17 protein-coding genes are annotated in these 17,168 nt (G+C 64.8%); 9 read left to right on the forward strand and 8 right to left on the reverse strand.

Annotated features, from left to right (window positions below):
* The first annotated feature begins 351 nt into the window (after positions 1 to 351).
* The 9 genes from WH265_RS23920 to WH265_RS23960 all read left to right on the forward strand — a co-directional run bounded on the left by WH265_RS23920 (position 352) and on the right by WH265_RS23960 (position 9,634).
* On the forward strand, positions 352 to 1,134 hold the full coding sequence (locus WH265_RS23920; RefSeq protein ID WP_339521141.1) for a FadR/GntR family transcriptional regulator: 783 nt from the start codon (positions 352 to 354) through the stop codon (positions 1,132 to 1,134).
* A gap of 241 nt (positions 1,135 to 1,375) precedes the next feature.
* Positions 1,376 to 2,353 carry a Bug family tripartite tricarboxylate transporter substrate binding protein gene (locus WH265_RS23925; protein WP_021024996.1) on the forward strand — a complete coding sequence of 326 codons (978 nt, stop codon included), beginning with the start codon at positions 1,376 to 1,378 and terminating at the stop codon, positions 2,351 to 2,353.
* 61 nt (positions 2,354 to 2,414) lie between these two features.
* Complete coding sequence (kdgD, locus tag WH265_RS23930; protein WP_339537118.1) at positions 2,415 to 3,323, forward strand: 5-dehydro-4-deoxyglucarate dehydratase; 909 nt, start codon at positions 2,415 to 2,417, stop codon at positions 3,321 to 3,323.
* An 88-nt stretch (positions 3,324 to 3,411) separates the two neighbouring features.
* Positions 3,412 to 4,398 (forward strand): 2-hydroxyacid dehydrogenase, encoded by a 987-nt coding sequence (locus tag WH265_RS23935; RefSeq protein WP_339559893.1) that lies wholly within the window; start codon positions 3,412 to 3,414, stop codon positions 4,396 to 4,398.
* Between the two features lie 69 nt (positions 4,399 to 4,467).
* A complete protein-coding gene (locus tag WH265_RS23940) occupies positions 4,468 to 5,916 on the forward strand; it encodes an aldehyde dehydrogenase family protein (protein ID WP_230778394.1) in 1,449 nt (482 codons plus the stop codon).
* Between the two features lie 108 nt (positions 5,917 to 6,024).
* Entirely contained in the window at positions 6,025 to 6,999 is a 975-nt protein-coding gene (locus WH265_RS23945) for a DHH family phosphoesterase (protein WP_339559894.1), read from the forward strand.
* Entirely contained in the window at positions 6,996 to 7,238 is a 243-nt protein-coding gene (locus WH265_RS23950) for a cysteine-rich CWC family protein (protein WP_339559895.1), read from the forward strand. The genes WH265_RS23945 and WH265_RS23950 overlap by 4 nt, the downstream gene beginning before the upstream one ends.
* 105 nt (positions 7,239 to 7,343) lie before the next feature.
* Positions 7,344 to 8,810, forward strand: a complete 1,467-nt coding sequence (locus WH265_RS23955) for a DHA2 family efflux MFS transporter permease subunit (protein ID WP_339559896.1) — start codon at positions 7,344 to 7,346, stop codon at positions 8,808 to 8,810.
* A 56-nt stretch (positions 8,811 to 8,866) separates the two neighbouring features.
* A complete protein-coding gene (locus WH265_RS23960; RefSeq protein WP_339559897.1) occupies positions 8,867 to 9,634 on the forward strand; it encodes a class II glutamine amidotransferase in 768 nt (255 codons plus the stop codon).
* A 66-nt stretch (positions 9,635 to 9,700) separates the two neighbouring features.
* Here WH265_RS23960 and WH265_RS23965 read toward each other — a convergent pair whose 3' ends face one another.
* The 8 genes from WH265_RS23965 to WH265_RS24000 all read right to left on the reverse strand — a co-directional run bounded on the left by WH265_RS23965 (position 9,701) and on the right by WH265_RS24000 (position 16,989).
* Entirely contained in the window at positions 9,701 to 10,831 is a 1,131-nt protein-coding gene (locus WH265_RS23965) for an acyl-CoA dehydrogenase family protein (protein WP_339559898.1), read from the reverse strand.
* A gap of 48 nt (positions 10,832 to 10,879) precedes the next feature.
* Entirely contained in the window at positions 10,880 to 11,548 is a 669-nt protein-coding gene (locus WH265_RS23970; RefSeq protein WP_260718317.1) for an SDR family oxidoreductase, read from the reverse strand.
* 26 nt (positions 11,549 to 11,574) lie between these two features.
* On the reverse strand, positions 11,575 to 12,198 hold the full coding sequence (locus WH265_RS23975; protein ID WP_339559899.1) for an MSMEG_1061 family FMN-dependent PPOX-type flavoprotein: 624 nt from the start codon (positions 12,196 to 12,198) through the stop codon (positions 11,575 to 11,577).
* Positions 12,195 to 13,295 carry a hypothetical protein gene (locus tag WH265_RS23980; protein ID WP_339521087.1) on the reverse strand — a complete coding sequence of 367 codons (1,101 nt, stop codon included), beginning with the start codon at positions 13,293 to 13,295 and terminating at the stop codon, positions 12,195 to 12,197. The genes WH265_RS23975 and WH265_RS23980 overlap by 4 nt, the downstream gene beginning before the upstream one ends.
* Positions 13,296 to 13,322: 27 nt before the next feature.
* Complete coding sequence (locus WH265_RS23985; RefSeq protein WP_339559900.1) at positions 13,323 to 14,504, reverse strand: acetyl-CoA C-acyltransferase; 1,182 nt, start codon at positions 14,502 to 14,504, stop codon at positions 13,323 to 13,325.
* A 99-nt stretch (positions 14,505 to 14,603) separates the two neighbouring features.
* Positions 14,604 to 15,266, reverse strand: a complete 663-nt coding sequence (can, locus tag WH265_RS23990; protein ID WP_021024983.1) for a carbonate dehydratase — start codon at positions 15,264 to 15,266, stop codon at positions 14,604 to 14,606.
* 48 nt (positions 15,267 to 15,314) lie between these two features.
* Positions 15,315 to 16,496 (reverse strand): isovaleryl-CoA dehydrogenase, encoded by a 1,182-nt coding sequence (locus WH265_RS23995; RefSeq protein ID WP_021024982.1) that lies wholly within the window; start codon positions 16,494 to 16,496, stop codon positions 15,315 to 15,317.
* 97 nt (positions 16,497 to 16,593) lie between these two features.
* Positions 16,594 to 16,989 (reverse strand): MerR family transcriptional regulator, encoded by a 396-nt coding sequence (locus WH265_RS24000; protein WP_021024981.1) that lies wholly within the window; start codon positions 16,987 to 16,989, stop codon positions 16,594 to 16,596.
* Positions 16,990 to 17,168 lie beyond the last annotated feature (179 nt).

Here is a 17,168-nt window from a genome sequence, read left to right on the forward strand (position 1 = left end):
ACTTTGCACGGTTGCCACACCCCGCAAGGCAGCTGCTTGACCCACCTTCAGCCGGATCACAGCCATGCTTAAAAGCCCCTCGGAATCACCCGCATCCCCGTCAATGGCATCCGCCCCAGATGCCATTTGCTACGGTTGCCGTGCCGCAAAAGCCAAAGGCCAGGCCCACGTTCTGCCGGATCACAGCCATGCTTAAAAGCCCCTCGGAATCACCCGCATCCCCGTCAATGGCATCCAGCCAGGATGCCACTTTGCACGGTTGCCACACCCCGCAAGGCAGCTGCTTGACCCACCTTCAGCCGGATCACAGCCATGCTTAAAAGCCCTTCGGAACTCTCCGCCACCCCATCGATGGCTGCCGACTCCGCCGCCAGCCTGCGCGGCAGCCGTGCCGCCAAGGGCAGCCGCAGCCTGGCCAACTTGCTGTCGGAAGAGTTTGAAAACAAGATCCGCCAAGGCCTGTTGCAAGAGGGCGACAAGCTACCCACCGAAACAGAACTGGTGCGCAGCTATGACGTCAGCCGCACGGTGGTGCGCGAGGCGCTGTCCAAGCTGCAAGCCTCGGGCCTAGTCGAGACCAAGCACGGCATCGGCACCTTTGTGCTGCCCGCGCGCAGCACACCGGGCATGGTGCTGAGCGCCCATGAGCTGAGTGAATCGGTCGACGTGTTGGCGGTGCTGGAGCTGCGCATCAGCCTGGAGACCGAGGCGGCGGGCCTGGCAGCGACCCGGCGCCAGGAGCCGCATCTGCGCGCGATGCGCACTGCGCTGCAGGCCTTTGAGCAGAACTTTGCGCTGGGCCGCGAGACCGTGAGCCATGACCTGGACTTCCACCTCAGCATTGCCAAGGCGACGGGCAACCGCTACTTCCAGGAGATCCTGCAGCACTTTGGCTCAATGCTGATTCCGCGCAACCGGATTGCCTCGATCCACATCCCCACGCGCGACCCGGACTACCTCAAGCGCGTGAACCGCGAGCATGAAGAAATCTTCTCTGCGATCGAGCGCCAGGATGCGGACTCGGCCCGCGCCGCCATGCGCATCCACCTGACCAACTCGCGCGAACGACTGCGCCTGGCCCAGCGCCTGGCCCAGGAGCAGCAAGCAGCCGGCACGCCGGACAGCAAGCGCTAAGCCGCGCAGCAGCCCCGCGCCGGGCTGCTGCCATCACCCGCTCAACACCGCCCACAAAAGCGCCAGCCACGCCGCCCTGGCGCATCACCGGGCCTGCCAAAGCACCCGCGCCAAGGCCGCGAAAAACAGCCTGAATCCCGGCCCCAACTCCCAGCCAAGCGTTTCCCCTAGTCAAGCAATACTTGGCGATCAGCATTTTGAGTTGTATGATGTCTTATATCTAAAAAGGAGACAGAGACATATGCATCGCCGTTCGCACCTGATCTATTCAGCGCTGGCCCTGGCTGCCGGTAGCTTGTTATCGACTCCGTTGTTGGCGGCCGATGCCTGGCCGAGCAAGCCGATCCGGCTGATCGTTCCCTACCCACCCGGCGGCAGCTCGGACATCATTGCCCGCTCGATTGGCCAGCTGATCTCGCAAGAGCTCAAGCAAACGGTGGTGATCGACAACAAGCCCGGTGCCAACGGCAACCTGGGGGCCGAGTTTGTCGCCCGCGCCCAGCCCGATGGCTACACCTGGCTGCTGTGCGACCTGGGTGCACTGGCGATCTCGCCATCGATCTACACCAAGCTCAGCTTTGACCCGAGCAAGGACCTGCGCGGCGCCGCCATGCTGGCCTACTCGCCGCACATGCTGGTGGTGCACCCGTCGGTGCAGGCCAGCAATCTGCAGGAGCTGGTGGCGCTGTCCAAGAAGCAGGACCTGAACTTTGCCGTCACCGCCACCGGCAGCGCGCCGCACCTGGCCGGTGTCGAGCTGGCCCGGCTGACGGGCGCCAAGTGGGTCTATGTGCCCTACAAGGGCGGCGTGCAATCCGTGCAGGACACGGTGGCTGGCCAGACCCAGGTGCTGATGAACGGCATGCTGGCCACCTACCCCCATGTGCAAAGCGGCAAGTTGAAGCTGCTGGGTATCTCCAAGAACACCCGCATGCCGCTGATCGCCGATGTACCGACCCTGGCCGAGCAAGGCGCAGCCGGCTTTGCCTCGGGCACCTGGCAAGGCGTGGTACTGCCGGCCAAAACGCCAGAAGCGGTGATCCAGAAGGTGAACCAGGCGCTGCTGACTGCCATCCGCTCGCCCGAGGTGCGCTCGCGCCTGACCGGCCAGGGCGCCGAGGTGGTCACGATGACGCCGGCCGAGACTGACCAATTTTTCAAGGCCGAACGCCAGCGCTGGCGCACGGTCGTCCAAACCGCCAATCTGCAGCTCGATTGAGCCGCTCAGATTTGGCACTGTCGATTCCCTCTCTTTTCTTTGAAAGTTTGATATGAGCACCATGAGCCCCCAGGATGTGAAGAACGTGATGAGTTCCGGACTGCTGTCCTTCCCCATTACCGACTTTGATGCACAAGGCAACTTCAATGCCAAAGGCTATGCCGAGCGCCTGGAATGGCTGGCCCCCTACGGCGCCAGCGCCCTGTTCGCCGCTGGCGGCACCGGTGAGTTCTTCTCGCTGACCGCTGAGGAGTACCCCGCCATCATCAAGACCGCCGTGGACACCTGCAAGGGCAAGGTGCCGATCATCGCCGGTGCAGGCGGCCCGACCCGCTTTGCGATCCAGTGCGCACAGGCTGCGGAGGCCGCTGGCGCCCACGGCATCTTGCTGATGCCCCACTACATGACCGAAGCCAGCCAGGAAGGCCTGGCCGCCCACGTCGAAGCCGTTTGCAAGAGCGTGAAGTTCGGCGTCATCATCTACAACCGGGGCGTGAGCCGCTTCACCCCCGAAACCGTTGCCAAGCTCTGCGAGCGCAACCCCAACCTGGTGGGCTTCAAGGACGGCGTGGGCGACATCGAAGCCATGTCGGCCATGTACCTGACCATGGGTGACCGCCTGGCCTACCTGGGTGGCCTGCCGACCGCCGAAGTCTATGCCGCCGCCTACAAGGCACTGGGCACGCCCGTGTACTCATCTGCCGTGTTCAACTTCATCCCCAAGACCGCCATCCGCTTCTACGAAGCCGTGCGCACCGATGACCACGCCACCCAGCACCAGCTGCTCAAGGACTTCTTCATGCCCTACCTGAAGATCCGCAACCGCAGCGCTGGCTACGCCGTCTCGATCATCAAGGCCGGCGCCAAGCTGGTGGGCCACGATGCCGGTCCGGTGCGCGCACCGCTGGCTGACCTGAAGCCCGAGGAAGTCGATATGCTGGCAGCACTGATCAAGAAGGTTGAAGCCTGATCTCCGTTGACCTCCTGGCCCGGTAACCACCCGCAGCACAATGCTGCGGATGGTGCCGGGCTCTTTCCGTTGAAAGCCCCCTCCACACATGACTGCCACCCAACGCCCGCGCGTGCTACAAATGGGCAAGATGCCGCTGCCCGCGCTTGATGCCGATCTGGCCCAGGAATTCGATACCACCGTGCTGAGCGCACAAGCGGACCCGCAGCAGTTCCTGGCTGACCACGGTTCGGAGTTTGCCTACCTGGTCACCTCGGCCAGCATGGGCGCATCGGCCTCGGTGATCCAGGCCTTGCCGGCACTGCGCGGCATCAGCAGTTTTGGTGTGGGCTTTGATGCGCTGGACCAGCAGTCCATCCTCGCCCAGTCCGCGCGCGTGGGCTACACGCCCGGCGTGCTGGACGACTGCGTGGCCGACCTGGCCTTTGCGCTGCTGCTGGACAGCGCCCGCCGCCTGGCAGCGGCCGACCGCTTTGTGCGCGCGGGCCTGTGGCCTACCGAACGCTTTGGCGTCTACACCCGTGCCTCGGGCAAGCGTCTGGGCATCCTGGGCATGGGCCGCATTGGCCGCCAGGTGGCGCGCCGCGCCAGCGGTTTTGACATGGAGGTGGCCTACCACAACCGCCGCCCGGTCAGCGATTCGCCGCACCGTTACATGGCATCGCTGCAGGAGCTTGCTCAGTGGTGCGACTTTTTGGTCATCACCGCCGCCGGTGGCGACGACACCCGCCACCTGGTCAATGCCCAGGTGCTGCAAGCGCTGGGCCCGCAGGGCTTTGTGATCAATGTGGCGCGCGGCAGCGTGGTCGATGAAGCGGCCTTGCTGGACGCGCTGCAGCACCAGCGCATTGCCGGCGCCGGCCTCGATGTGTTCGAGGACGAACCCCGCCCCCTGCCCGGCCTGCTGCAGCAAGACAACGTGGTGCTGGCACCGCATATCGCCAGCGGCACGCAGGAGACGCGCCGCGCGATGGCCGATCTGGTGCTGGCCAACCTGCGCAGCTTGATTGCCGATGGCCAGCCGCTGCAGGAAGTGCCTTGGTCCCAAGCTGCGGCACAGGCCCGCGCTGGTTGAGAACGTTTTTACGACGACCGAACCATCCACCCATTTTTTTGAGAACAGGCCCAACCGCCTGGCAAGCCTATGACGACACACAACAACCTGATCAACGGCAGCTGGACACCCGGCAAGACCACCTCTCCCAACACCAACCCCAGCGACCTGTCCGACGTGATCGGCCAGTACGCGCAAGGCGATGCCAGCGATGTGGATGCGGCGGTGGCGGCGGCCACGGCGGCTTTCCCGGCCTGGAGCGTCTCGGGCATCCAGGCGCGCCACGATGCGCTCGACAAGATCGGCAACGAAATCCTGGCACGCAAGGAAGAGCTGGGCGACCTGCTGGCGCGCGAAGAAGGCAAGACCCGGCCCGAGGCGATTGGCGAAGTGGCCCGCGCCGGCCAGATCTTCAAGTTCTTTGCCGGTGAATGCCTGCGCCTGGCTGGTGAGAGCCTGCCGTCGGTGCGCCCCGGCATTGGCGTGGAAATCACGCGCGAGCCCATCGGTGTGGTGGGCCTGATCACCCCGTGGAACTTCCCCATCGCGATTCCGGCCTGGAAGATTGCACCGGCGCTCGCCTTTGGCAACTGCGTGGTGATCAAGCCCGCTGATCTGGTGCCCGGCAGCGCCTGGGCGCTGGCCGACATCATCCACCGCAGCGGCATCCCGGCCGGTGTCTTCAACCTGGTCATGGGCCGGGGCCGCATCATTGGCGATGCACTGGTGCAGCACCCCGATGTGGCGGCGATCAGCTTTACCGGCTCGGTCGGAGTAGGCCGAGGCATTGCTGAGGCCTGCGTCAAATCGGGCAAAAAGGTGCAGCTGGAGATGGGTGGCAAGAACCCGCAGGTGGTGCTGGACGATGCCGACCTGGCCCAGGCCGTGGAGCTGTCGGCCCAGAGCTGCTTTTACTCGACCGGCCAGCGCTGCACCGCATCGAGCCGCCTGATCGTCACCGACAAGATCTACCCGGCCTTTGTGCAGGCGCTGCAAGAGCGCATGGCCAAGATCAAGGTGGGCGATGCGCGCGCCGCCGGCACCGACATCGGCCCCGTGGTGAGCCAGGCCCAGCTGGAGCAGGACCTGAGCTATGTCGAAATCGCCAAGGCCGAAGGTGCCGTGCTGGCCACCGGCGGCAGCCGCATTGCCTGCCACACCGGCAGTGGCAAGGAAGGCTTTTTCATGCAGCCCGCCTTGCTGGTGGACAGCACGCCGCAGATGCGCATCAACCGCGAAGAGGTGTTTGGCCCCGTCGCCAGCGTGATCCGCGTGCAGGACTATGAAGAAGCGCTGGCCGTCGCCAACGACACCGCCTTTGGCCTGTCCGCCGGCATTGCCACCACCAGCCTGAAGTACGCCAGCCACTTCAAGCGCCATGCCCAGGCCGGCATGGTGATGGTCAACCTGCCCACCGCAGGCGTGGACTACCATGTGCCGTTTGGCGGCCGCAAGGGATCGAGCTACGGCCCGCGCGAGCAAGGCCGCTATGCGCAGGAGTTCTACACCACGGTGAAGACCGCCTATACGCTGGCTTGAACGTCCGCGCCTGCAACAGGCGCTTTGCGGGCATCCGGTGGCCCTCCACCCGATGCCCGCGCAGTACCTGGTCGCTCTCAGGTAATACGCTTGGCGGAAAATGGCGGCATGAAACTTCTGCCTGACCTTTCGCTGCCGGTAACCGCCGACATCAACGATCCCCAGCCGCTGATCCTCTACCACGGCCGCAACTGCCCCGATGGCTATGGCGCGGCGCTGGCGGCCTGGCTGTTCTTCTCCGGCAACGCAGAGTTTCGCGGCCTGGACCATGGCGAAATCCAGACCGTGGACGACCTGGGGCCGCTCGCGGGCCGCACGATCTACATCCTGGACTTTGCCTTTGGCCCCGAGCTGCTGGCGGCCATCGAGGCCCAGGCGCACAAGCTGGTGCTGCTGGACCACCACAAGAGCGCGGCCGAGAAGCTCAATGGCTACCAATGCACCTGCGGCGTCGTGCATTTCGACATGAACAAGTCCGGCGCGCGCCTGGCCTGGGAGTTCTTCTTCCCCAAAGACCCGATCCCCGCGCTGGTGCTGCACATCGAAGACCGCGACATCTGGCGCTGGCAGTACCCCGAGAGCGGTGCCTTTTTGGCCGCGCTGGACATGGAGCCGCGCAGCTTTGAGCGCTGGGCCGAGATTGCGGCCTTCAGCCCCGAGCAGCTGAGCGCCTTCATGGCCCGTGGCGGCGCGATGGACGAGAAATACCTCAAGCTCTGCAGCGATATCGCCGAAGGCGCGCAGCCGCTGGTGTTCAACGGCGTGGCCGGTCTGATGGTCAATGCCCCGGGCATGTTCCACAGCCAGGTGGGCGACATCCTCGCCAAGCAAAGCGGCAGCTTTGCGCTGATGTGGAGCGCCAGCCCCAAGGGCGCCAAATGCGGCCTGCGCTCGCGCTCGGATTTCAACTGCATCCCGCTGGCCGAAAGCATGGGCGGCGGTGGCCATGCCCAGGCCTGCGGTTTCCGCATGGGGGTGGACCGCATCCCCGAGCTGCTGGCAGGCACGCTGACCGCCCGCCCGGAAGACGCGCTGCCACCACCACGCCCCGCGCCAGCCGCAGCGCCTACCGGCACGCCATGATGCTGGGCACCGGCACGAGCAGCGAGACTTGGGCGCAGCAATGCCCCCTGTGCGGCCAGAGCAACGGCTGTGCCGTCGCCCAGGGCCTGCCGGCTGCCCAGTGCTGGTGCATGACCGCCGATATCGATCCCCAGGCCTTGCAGCGCCTGGCCCCTGCCGAGCGGGGCCAACGCTGCATCTGCCCGGCCTGTGGGCGTGCAGCGCCCGATCCTGGCGCCCTCCCCCACCGGGGTGACTGACAAGCCCCAGCGCTACCGATCATCATCAAACGCCCGGGGTCGGCCTGCCTGCAGCCGCCCCACCAGGCCCCTCGCCACACGCGCCCCATCCGCCCAGCCCACGCCATGCAGATAAGACACCACACCTCCCAGGATCTGCGCAGCCTCTATGGGGACCGCTTTCGCTGGTACCTGCTGTTCAGCGTCATGGTGGGCACGATGGCCTCGATCATCTCCTCGACCATCTTCAATGTCGCCATCCCGGCGATGAGCCTGCACTTCCAGCTGGGCCAGTCGCGCGCGCAATGGGTGACCTCGTCCTTCATGGTGGCCACGACGGTGGCGATGCTGACCACGCCCTGGCTGCTGTCGCGCTACGGCTACCGCAACACCTACCTGGGCGCCGTGCTGCTGCTGATGCTGGGGGGCATTGGCGGGGGTTTTAGCAGCGACTACAACCTAGTGCTGGTGGCGCGCGTGGTCGAAGGCCTGGCGGCCGGTGTGATCCAGCCGATTCCGGCCATCATCATCCTGCATGCCTTTGCCGCCCATGAGCAGGGCCGCGCCAATGGCCTGTTTGGCATGGGCATCGTGCTGGCGCCGGCCATCGGCCCCAGCGTGGGCGGCCTGCTGGTCGACTGGATGGGCTGGCGTTCGGTGTTCTTCATGGTGGTGCCGCTGTGCCTGGCCTCGGTCTGGCTGGGGCTGAAGTTTGTGCCCGTCAATGCGCCGGGTGGCGCAGCCGCCGACCGCCATGGCAAAAGCCTGGACTGGCTGGGTCTGGCCATTGCCACCACCGGCACCGTCTGCCTGCTCAATGGCCTGGTGGCGCTGCATGGCACGGGCTGGCAGCAAAGCGCCGTGCTGCTGGCCATTGCACTGGTCTGCCTGCCCGCCTTCATCGCCTGGCAGCGGCGCCTGCTGGCCCAGGGCGGCAAGCCGTTGATGGACCTGCGCCTGTTTGCCTGCAAGCCTTTTGCGGCCGGCTGCATTGTGGCCTTTATCTATGGCGTGGCCTTGTTTGGCTCCACCTACCTGCTGCCGGTGTTCATGCAGCTGGGGCTGTCCTACTCGGCCTCCGTGGTCGGCACCACGATGCTGCCCGCCGGCCTGGTGCTGGGCGGTGTCATCGCGCTGGCCGGCCGCATGGCCGACCGCACTCCCGTGCACTGGCTGGTGATCGGTGGCCTGTCGCTGCTGGCGCTGTCCTTTGTGCTCACGGGTGTGCTGCAGCCGGGCTCGTCGCTGTGGCTGCTGATCGGCTACACGGTGCTGGGCCGCGTCGGCCTGGGCTTTATCCTGCCCTCGCTCACCCTGGGCAGCATGCGGCCGCTGGACAAAAGCCTGATCTCGCAGGGCTCGAGCAGTTTCAGCTTTCTGCGCATGCTCGGCGGCGCCGCCGGGGTCAGCCTCTGCGGCATCTTTCTGGAGTGGCGCGTGGCCTTCTATGCCAACCAGTCGCCCGCGATCGACATTGCGCTGGCCGAGCGGGTGGCGGGCTTTCGCGACACCTTTTTGATGCTGGCCGTGGTCTGCGTGCTGGCCGGCATCGCCGCGCGCCAGTTGCAGCCGCCTGCAGCCCCCAAGCCCTGAGCGGCTGGCGAATGGTCTACACTGGGCCATCCAACGGTTTTCAAAGAGTTTTTGCCATGTGCCAACTGCTGGGGATGAACTGCAACACCCCCACCGACATCAACTTCAGCTTCAGCGGCTTTTCGCAGCGGGCCGGCAATACCGACCACCACAGCGATGGCTGGGGCATCGCCTTCTTTGAAGAAGGGGGCCTGCGCCTGCTGGTGGACCACCAGCCCGCTGTCCAGTCGCCGGTGGCCGAGCTGGTGCGGCGCTACCCCATCCACAGCCGCAATGTGATTGCGCATATCCGCAAGGCCACCCAGGGCCGGGTGCTGCTGCAAAACTGCCACCCCTTTGTGCGCGAGCTCTGGGGCAAGAACTGGGTGTTTGCCCACAATGGCGACCTCAAGGACTTCCGCCCCCGCCTGCACAGCCACTTTCACCCGGTGGGCGACACCGACAGCGAGCATGTGTTTTGCTGGCTGATGCAGGAGCTGTGGAAATCCCATGCCGGCACGCCCAGCATTGCCGAGCTGACCCACACCTTGCGCGAGCTGGCCGCGCAGATCGCGCCCCAGGGCACCTTCAACTTTCTGCTCTCCAACGGCGAGGCGCTCTGGGCCCATGCCAATACCTTCCTGTGCTACACCGAGCGCGCGCATCCCTTTGCCCAGGCCCAGCTGAGCGATGAGGACCTGAGCATTGACTTTGCCACCTGCACCACGCCGCAGGACCGGGTGGCCGTGGTGGTGACCGCGCCGCTGACCACCAATGAGCAGTGGACACCCTTCCAGCCCGGTGAGCTGATGGTATTTGCCGACGGCCGGCGCCTGGCGCTTTAAGAACTTGTTCAAATCAACAAACCCGGCAGCGCCGGGTTTGTTTCTGATACGTCTGCGCGAAAGTCTTCAGGCCAGCGCGCGGGTGATCAGAATCTTCTGCACATCGCTGGTACCTTCATAGATCTGGCAGACCCGCACATCGCGGTAGATGCGCTCGACCGGAAAATCATTGACGACCCCATAGCCGCCCAGGGTCTGGATGGCAGCGCTGCAGACGCGCTCGGCCATTTCGCTGGCAAACAGCTTGGCCATGGCCGCTTCCTTGAGGCAAGGCTGGCCGGCATCGCGCAGGCTGGCGGCATGCCAGATCAGCTGGCGCGCGGCCTCGATCTGCGTGGCGCATTCGGCCAGGCGAAAGCCGACGGCCTGGTGGTTGATGATGGCGGTGCCAAAGCTCTCGCGCTCCTTGGCGTACTGCACGGCCACGTCAAAGGCGCTGCGCGCCATACCCACGCTTTGGGCGGCAATGCCGATGCGCCCGCCTTCGAGCGCACCCAGCGCAATCTTGTAGCCCTCGCCCTCGGCGCCAATCAGGTTTTCGGCTGGCACCACGCAGTTCTCAAAATTGATCTGCGCGGTATCGCTGCTGTGCTGGCCGAGCTTGTCTTCCAGCCGTGCGACCTGGTAGCCCGGGTTGTCCGTGGGCACGATAAAGGCGCTCATGCCCTTTTTGCCGGCGCCCTTGTCGGTCACCGCAATCACAATCGCCACCTGGCCGTTCTTGCCGCTGGTGATGAACTGCTTGACGCCGTTGATCACATAGGCATCGCCCTGCCTGGTGGCCGTGGTGCGCAGCGCGCTGGCATCCGAGCCCACATGGGGCTCGGTCAGGCAGAAGGCGCCCAGCATCTCGCCTCGCGCCAGCGGGGCCAGCCATTGCTTCTTTTGCGCATCGCTGCCGTAGCGCATCAAGATCGCATTGACGGGGCAGTTGGTCACGCTGATGGCGGTGCTGGTGCCGCCGTCGCCAGCGGCAATTTCTTCCAGCACCAAGGCCAGGCTGATGTAGTCCAGCCCTGCGCCGCCCAGCGCATCGGGCACGCAGATGCCGTAGGCACCCAGCTGGGCCAGGCCCTGGTGGGCCGCCTTGGGGAACACATGGTCGCGGTCCCACTGCGCGGCGTGCGGCCACAGCTCGGCCTGGGCAAATTCACGCACCGCATCGCGGATCATCGTCTGGTCGTCGTTCAAAAGCATGGGTTGGTCTCCGGATTTTCTAGTTCTGGCGTGGTCTGGCAGGCTGGCTTACCAATGCTTGGCGCGGCGGCCATCGTGGTGCAGCAGGCGCCCCTTGTCCGCATCCGTGACCGAGGCCAGGGTCTTGCGCATGTCGCTCACGCTTTGCTGCACGGTCAGGGGCGCTTCTTGCCCACCCATGTCGGTCTGCACCCAGCCGGGGTCCAAGGTGATCAGGCGCGCGCCCGGGTAGTCATGCTGGGCCGAGGCCACCGCCATGTTCAGCGCCGTCTTGCTGACGCGGTACAGCCAGGAGTAGCTGTCGTCCACACCTTCGATCTGCGACATCGACGACGAGATAAAGGCAAACACGCCGCCGCTGGCCTCCACGATCGGGCCGATCTGCGGCAGCAGCTGCATCGCGCCCAGCACATTGGTGTGCATCACCGCATCAAAATCGGCCTGCGTCGGTACCTCGCGGGCATTGGGCCGGCGGATCACCCCAGCCACGTACATCGCCACATCGATCTGCTGGCCGGCCAACGCAGTCGCCAGCGCGGTCACGCTGTCCGGCTGGAGCACATCGACCAGGAACGCCTGCGCGCCCAGCGCCTGCAGGCGCGCCTGGGCCTCGGTATCCCGCACCGTGGCCAGCACGGTCCAGCCTGCCTGCGCATATTCACGCACCAGCTCCAGGCCGATGCCGCGCGAGGCGCCAATCACCAAAATCACAGCCATTCCCACGCCCTCCTTGGCGGTTGTTGTCACTGTCCCTGTTCTTGCAGAATCTGCTGCTGGTAGCGCGCCACCATGTCCGCCTGCGGCTCGGGTGCCGCTGTCAGGCCCATCTGGTCATGGATCATCTGGTTGAGCGTCGGCAGGGTGCTGCGCGCAATCTGTGCCTCGGCCTGCCACAGGCGCGAGCGCATCAGCGCCTTGGCGCAGTGCAGATAGGCTTCGCGCACCTCGATCTCGATCACCAGCTTGGGCCGTTGGCGCTCGCCGTCAAACACATCGACAAAGCGGGCCTCATCGCGCAGCTTTGCGGTGCCGTTGACGCGCAGGGTCTCATCCACACCCGGCAGCAGGAACAGCAGCGCAATGCGCGCATCGGTCAGCAGGTTGGTGAGCGAATCGAGCCGGTTGTTGCCACCGGCATCGGGCAGCAGCAGATGCTGCGCGCCCTGGCATTTGACAAAGCCCGGCGGCCCGCCCCGGGGCGAGGCATCGAGCATCTCGTCCGCCTGCCCGGCCGTGGCCACCACGCACAGCGGCGACAGCGCAATAAAGCGCTGGCAGTGGGCATCGAGGTGGCCAAGCTGCTTGGCCAGCGCGCGCTCGGCCGGCTGGGCGTAGAGGGCGCGCAGTTGCTCCGTCGTCTCGATCATGCGGCCTCCGGGTCGTCACCGTCCGCATCGGCCGCCGCAGCGCCGGCTGCCGCATAGACGGCCAGGTAGGCATCCCAGGACGGATCGAATGACACCTCGACGCGCCCGGGCAGGGCCACCGCCTGCTGCTGCAGCAACTGCTGGGCGGCCGCAGCATCATCGACGTAGTAGCAGGCACTGCGCTCGCGCATGCCTTCAATACGGGTGTAGGCCAGAATGCCGGTCTCCATGCGCTCGAGCGCTGCTTGCAGGCCCTCTTGCGCATCGCGCGCCTGGTCCAGGCTCTCGCCGTCTTCAAACGCCAAGGTCCATTGCAGGCAGTAGGGCAGATCGGCGCGCGTGGCCACGGCATTGGCCGACAGGCGCAGGCCCAGCAGATCGGGCACGGCGTCGGCTGCCGCATCGCGGCGGCGTGCTTCGAGCATTTTCCAGCGGTCGTCGTCTGCCGTGGGGAAGCGGTAGCTGCGCCCCAGGCTGTCGCGCAAAAAGGCATCGAACAGCGCAGGAAAAGCGGACAGCGGGCCGACACCTGCGACCTCGGGCGCAAAGCCATCGACCACCTCGACCGGGCCCACACGCACGGCGAAATCCCATTCACCCAGCGCATGGTCCAGCATGATAAAGGCCATGTGCTGGGCCAGCTCGCGCTGCTCGGGGGCGATGATCTTCTCAAAGCCCAGCTCCAGGCCGACGATGCCGCCGGCATCGTAGTGGGCCACCAGCACATCCGAGCAGGAGAGCTCCAGGCCCTCCATCGCCATGCTGAAATCCTGGATCGGGCTGCGGTTGCGGAAGGCCTGCACCTTGTAGCCCGGCAGGCTGGGAGCGGCACGCACCAGGGCCATCAGGTTCTCGAACTGGTCGACATTGCCGTGGGCGCTGAACACCAGGCGCGAAAACAGACTGCCTTCGGAGCGCTCCAGCTCCAGCGCCAAATCGGGGGCAACGCGGGCCAGCATCTCATTGGCCTGTGCCACAAAGGCCTGGTTGGGCAACAGCGCCAGGTGGCGCTCTTGGTAGACCAGCTCCTGCCAGAAGGACTCGATGTCCTGCGCTTGCAGCTGCCCCGGGCCGGGGCCCACCGATTCGTTCGTCATAGTTACTCCTCTTTCAGGATGACTAGACTACATGATTTCAATCGCCATCGCAGTGGCCTCACCTCCGCCGATGCACAGGGTGGCCAGGCCGCGGCGCTTGCCACGGGCCTGCAGCGCGTGCAGCAAGGTCACCAGAATGCGCGCACCACTGGCACCAATGGGGTGGCCTAGCGCGCAGGCGCCGCCGTTGACATTGACGATGTCGTGCGAGACCTTCATGTCGGCCATCAGCGCCATCGGCACTACGGCAAAGGCCTCGTTGATTTCCCAGAGGTCCACATCCTCGACCTTCCAGCCGGCCTTTTTCAGCGCCTTCTCGGTCGCGCCGATCGGTGCGGTGGTGAACCACTCGGGCTCTTGCGCATAGCTGGCATGGGCCACGATCTTGGCCAGCGGCTTGCAGCCCAGCTCCTTGGCGGTGGATTCGCGCATCAGCACCAGAGCTGCGGCACCATCGTTGATGCTGGAGCTCGACGCCGCCGTGATCGTGCCATCCTTCTTGAACGCGGGCTTGAGGGCAGCGATCTTGTCCAGCCGCGCCTTGCCGGGGCCTTCGTCTTCGGTCACGGTCACATCGCCCTTGCGGGTGGACACGGTCACCGGCGTGATCTCGGCCTTGAAAGCACCGGACGCGGTGGCCGCCTGCGCGCGCTGCACGCTGGCAATGGCGAACTGGTCCTGCTGCTCGCGGCTGAACTGGTACTTGGCGGCACAGTCCTCGCCAAAGGTGCCCATCGAGCGGCCGGGTTCATAGGCGTCTTCCAGGCCATCGAGCATCATGTGGTCGAACACCTTGTCATGGCCCATGCGGTAGCCACCACGGCCCTTTTTGAGCAGGTAGGGGGCGTTGGTCATGCTTTCCATGCCACCGGCCACCATCACATCGCGGCTGCCAGCCACCAGCTGGTCATGGGCCAGGATGGTGGCTTCCATGCCGGCGCCGCACATCTTCGACAGGGTCACGGCGCCGGTGCTCTTGGGCAAGCCGCCCTTGAACAAGGCCTGGCGCGCTGGCGCCTGGCCCTGGCCGGCCATCAGGCAGTTGCCAAACAGCACTTCTTCCACTTTTTCAGGGGCGACACCCGCGCGCTCCACCGCAGCCTTGATGGCCGCGCCACCCAGGTCATTGGCCGAGAGCTCGGCAAAATCGCCCATGAAAGCACCCATGGGGGTACGGGCAGCGCCAACGATAACGACTGGATCATGCATCGGGTGTCTCCTGATTGAATTCGGGTCTTGCGGCAGGCATCTCAGGGCCCGCTCGCACTGTAAAAAAGGCAGCCCTGGGCCCAGGGCTGCCTTGCGGGTTTAATCGCGCTTGCGTTCGGCCACCAAGGCCACGGCGCGTTGGTGGACTTCGGCCAGCCCGCCAATGCCTGGTACGGTCATCTCCAGGTCGGTGATCAGGCCGTTCTTGAGGCTGTAGCACCAGCCATGCAAGGTCACCTTCTGGCCGCGCGTCCAGGCGTCTTGCAAGATGGTGCTCTGCGCCACATTCACCACCTGCTCGATGGCGTTGAGCTCGCACAGCGCATCATGGCGGTGCTGGGGCGAGAGGCTTTGCAGCAGGTCCAGGTGCTTGTCGCGCACATCGCGCACGTGGCGTGTCCAGTTGTCGACCAGGCCCAGGCGCAGGCCTTCGAGCGCGGCCAGCACACCGCCGCAGCCGTAGTGGCCCACGACCATCAGGTCCTGGATCTTGAGCTGGTCGACCGAGTACTGGATGGTCGACAGGCAGTTCAGATCGCTCGGAACCACCACATTGGCCACATTGCGGTGCACAAACACTTCACCGGGTTCCAGACCGGTGATCTGGTTGGCCGGCACGCGGCTGTCGGAACAACCGATCCACATGTACTTGGGGTGCTGCTGCGACATCAGGCCCGTGAAGAACCCGGGGCGGTCACGCTCCATCTGCTCTGCCCACAAACGGTTGTGGTCAAACAGGTCTTTGATGGAGGTCGTAGTCATAAGGCTATCCTTTGTTGTGTGGGTATCAGGATGGCGCAGCGCAGCCGGTCAGCAGGTCTCTGCGAACAGCTCACGCCCAATCAACATGCGGCGAATCTCGCTGGTGCCGGCGCCAATTTCATAGAGTTTCGCATCTCTCCAGAGGCGGCCGAGCGGATACTCGTTGATATACCCATTGCCGCCATAGATTTGCACGCCTTCGCCGGCCATCCAGGTGGCCTTCTCGGCGCACCAGAGGATGACGCTGGCGCAGTCCTTGCGCACCTGGCGAACATGGTCGGTTCCGAGCAGATCGAGGTTTTTAGCAACCGTATAGGCAAAAGAGCGGCCTGCTTGCAGCACGGTGTACATATCGGCCACCTTGCCCTGGATGAGCTGGAACTCACCAATGCTCTGGCCGAACTGCTTGCGGTCGTGGATATAGGGCACCACGTTGTCCATCACCGACTGCATGATGCCCAGCGGGCCACCGGTCAGCACAGCGCGTTCGTAGTCCAGGCCGCTCATCAGCACCTTGGCGCCGCCATTGACCTGGCCCAACACATTCTCGGCCGGTACTTCAACGTTCTGGAACACCAGCTCGCCAGTATGGCTGCCGCGCATGCCCAGCTTGTCCAGCTTCTGCGCAATCGAAAAACCGGGCATGCCCTTCTCGATCAGGAAGGCGGTCACGCCCCGCGCGCCCATCTCCGGCTCGGTCTTGGCGTACACCACCAGGGTGTCGGCATCCGGGCCGTTGGTGATCCACATCTTGTTGCCGTTGAGCAGGTAGTAGCCGCCCTTGTCCTCGGCCTTGAGCTTCATGCTGATGACATCGGAGCCGGCACCCGGCTCGCTCATCGCCAACGCGCCCACATGCTCACCGCTGATCAGCTTGGGCAGGTACTTGGCCTTCTGGGCTTCATTGCCATTGCGGTTGATCTGGTTCACGCAGAGGTTGCTGTGGGCGCCATAGGACAGGCCCACCGACGCGCTGGCGCGGGAGATCTCCTCCATCGCCACCATATGGGCCAGGTAGCCCATGTCCGCGCCGCCGTATTGCTCGGACACCGTGATGCCCAGCACGCCCAGGTCGCCAAACTTGCGCCACAGGTCCATTGGAAACTGGTCATTGCGGTCGATCTCGGCGGCACGCGGCGCGATTTCGGCCTGCGCGAACTCGCGCACGGCGTCGCGCAGGGCGTCGATATCCTCACCCAACTGGAAATTCAGGCCTGGTAATCCGGACATGGTCTTGTCTCCTATCTATATGGCGCACCCGATGCCGCCGGCGCGCGCCAAGGCGCTAGAGCGGCATCATTACGTTTACGTTCACGTCAACTATATATTATTTTTTTGACGGCTGCTTTGCGAGCAAAGCATGGGCTTCTTGCATATGCCCATCAATTTCTGCCAAGTTGGCCTGCAAATCTGCCAACTGCGTCTGCAGGCGCTGGCGATGCGCCGTCAGCACCTCGATAAAGCGGCTCAGCTGCACACCGGTGTCGCGCGGTGACTCGTAGAGGTCGATGATCTCCTTGGCTTCCTGCAAGCTCAGCCCCAGGCGCTTGGCCCGCAAGGTCAGGCGCAGGCGTGTGCGCTCCTTGGCCGAGTACACGCGCTGCTTGCCGCCGGCGCCGGTGCGTTCAGGGTGCAGCAGGCCCATGTCCTCATAGAAGCGGATGGCCCGGGTGGTCAGATCAAATTCTGCTGCCAGCTGCCCGATGGAATAAGTCGGTGTCATGGTCCCCTTGCACGCCCTTGTTGTTCTGGATGGACCATTATGCGGCATGCGCCGCTCTACACCGCCAGGTGCCGGCCAAAAGAAAAACCCCTCTACTCGGGAAGAGCAGAGGGGTTGATCAGTATAAAAGCCTGACGATGACCTACTTTCACACGGGAATCCGCACTATCATCGGCGCG

Origin of the sequence: Comamonas sp. MYb396 (assembly GCF_037479555.1) — a bacterium.
Classification (GTDB): Bacteria; Pseudomonadota; Gammaproteobacteria; order Burkholderiales; family Burkholderiaceae_C; genus Comamonas.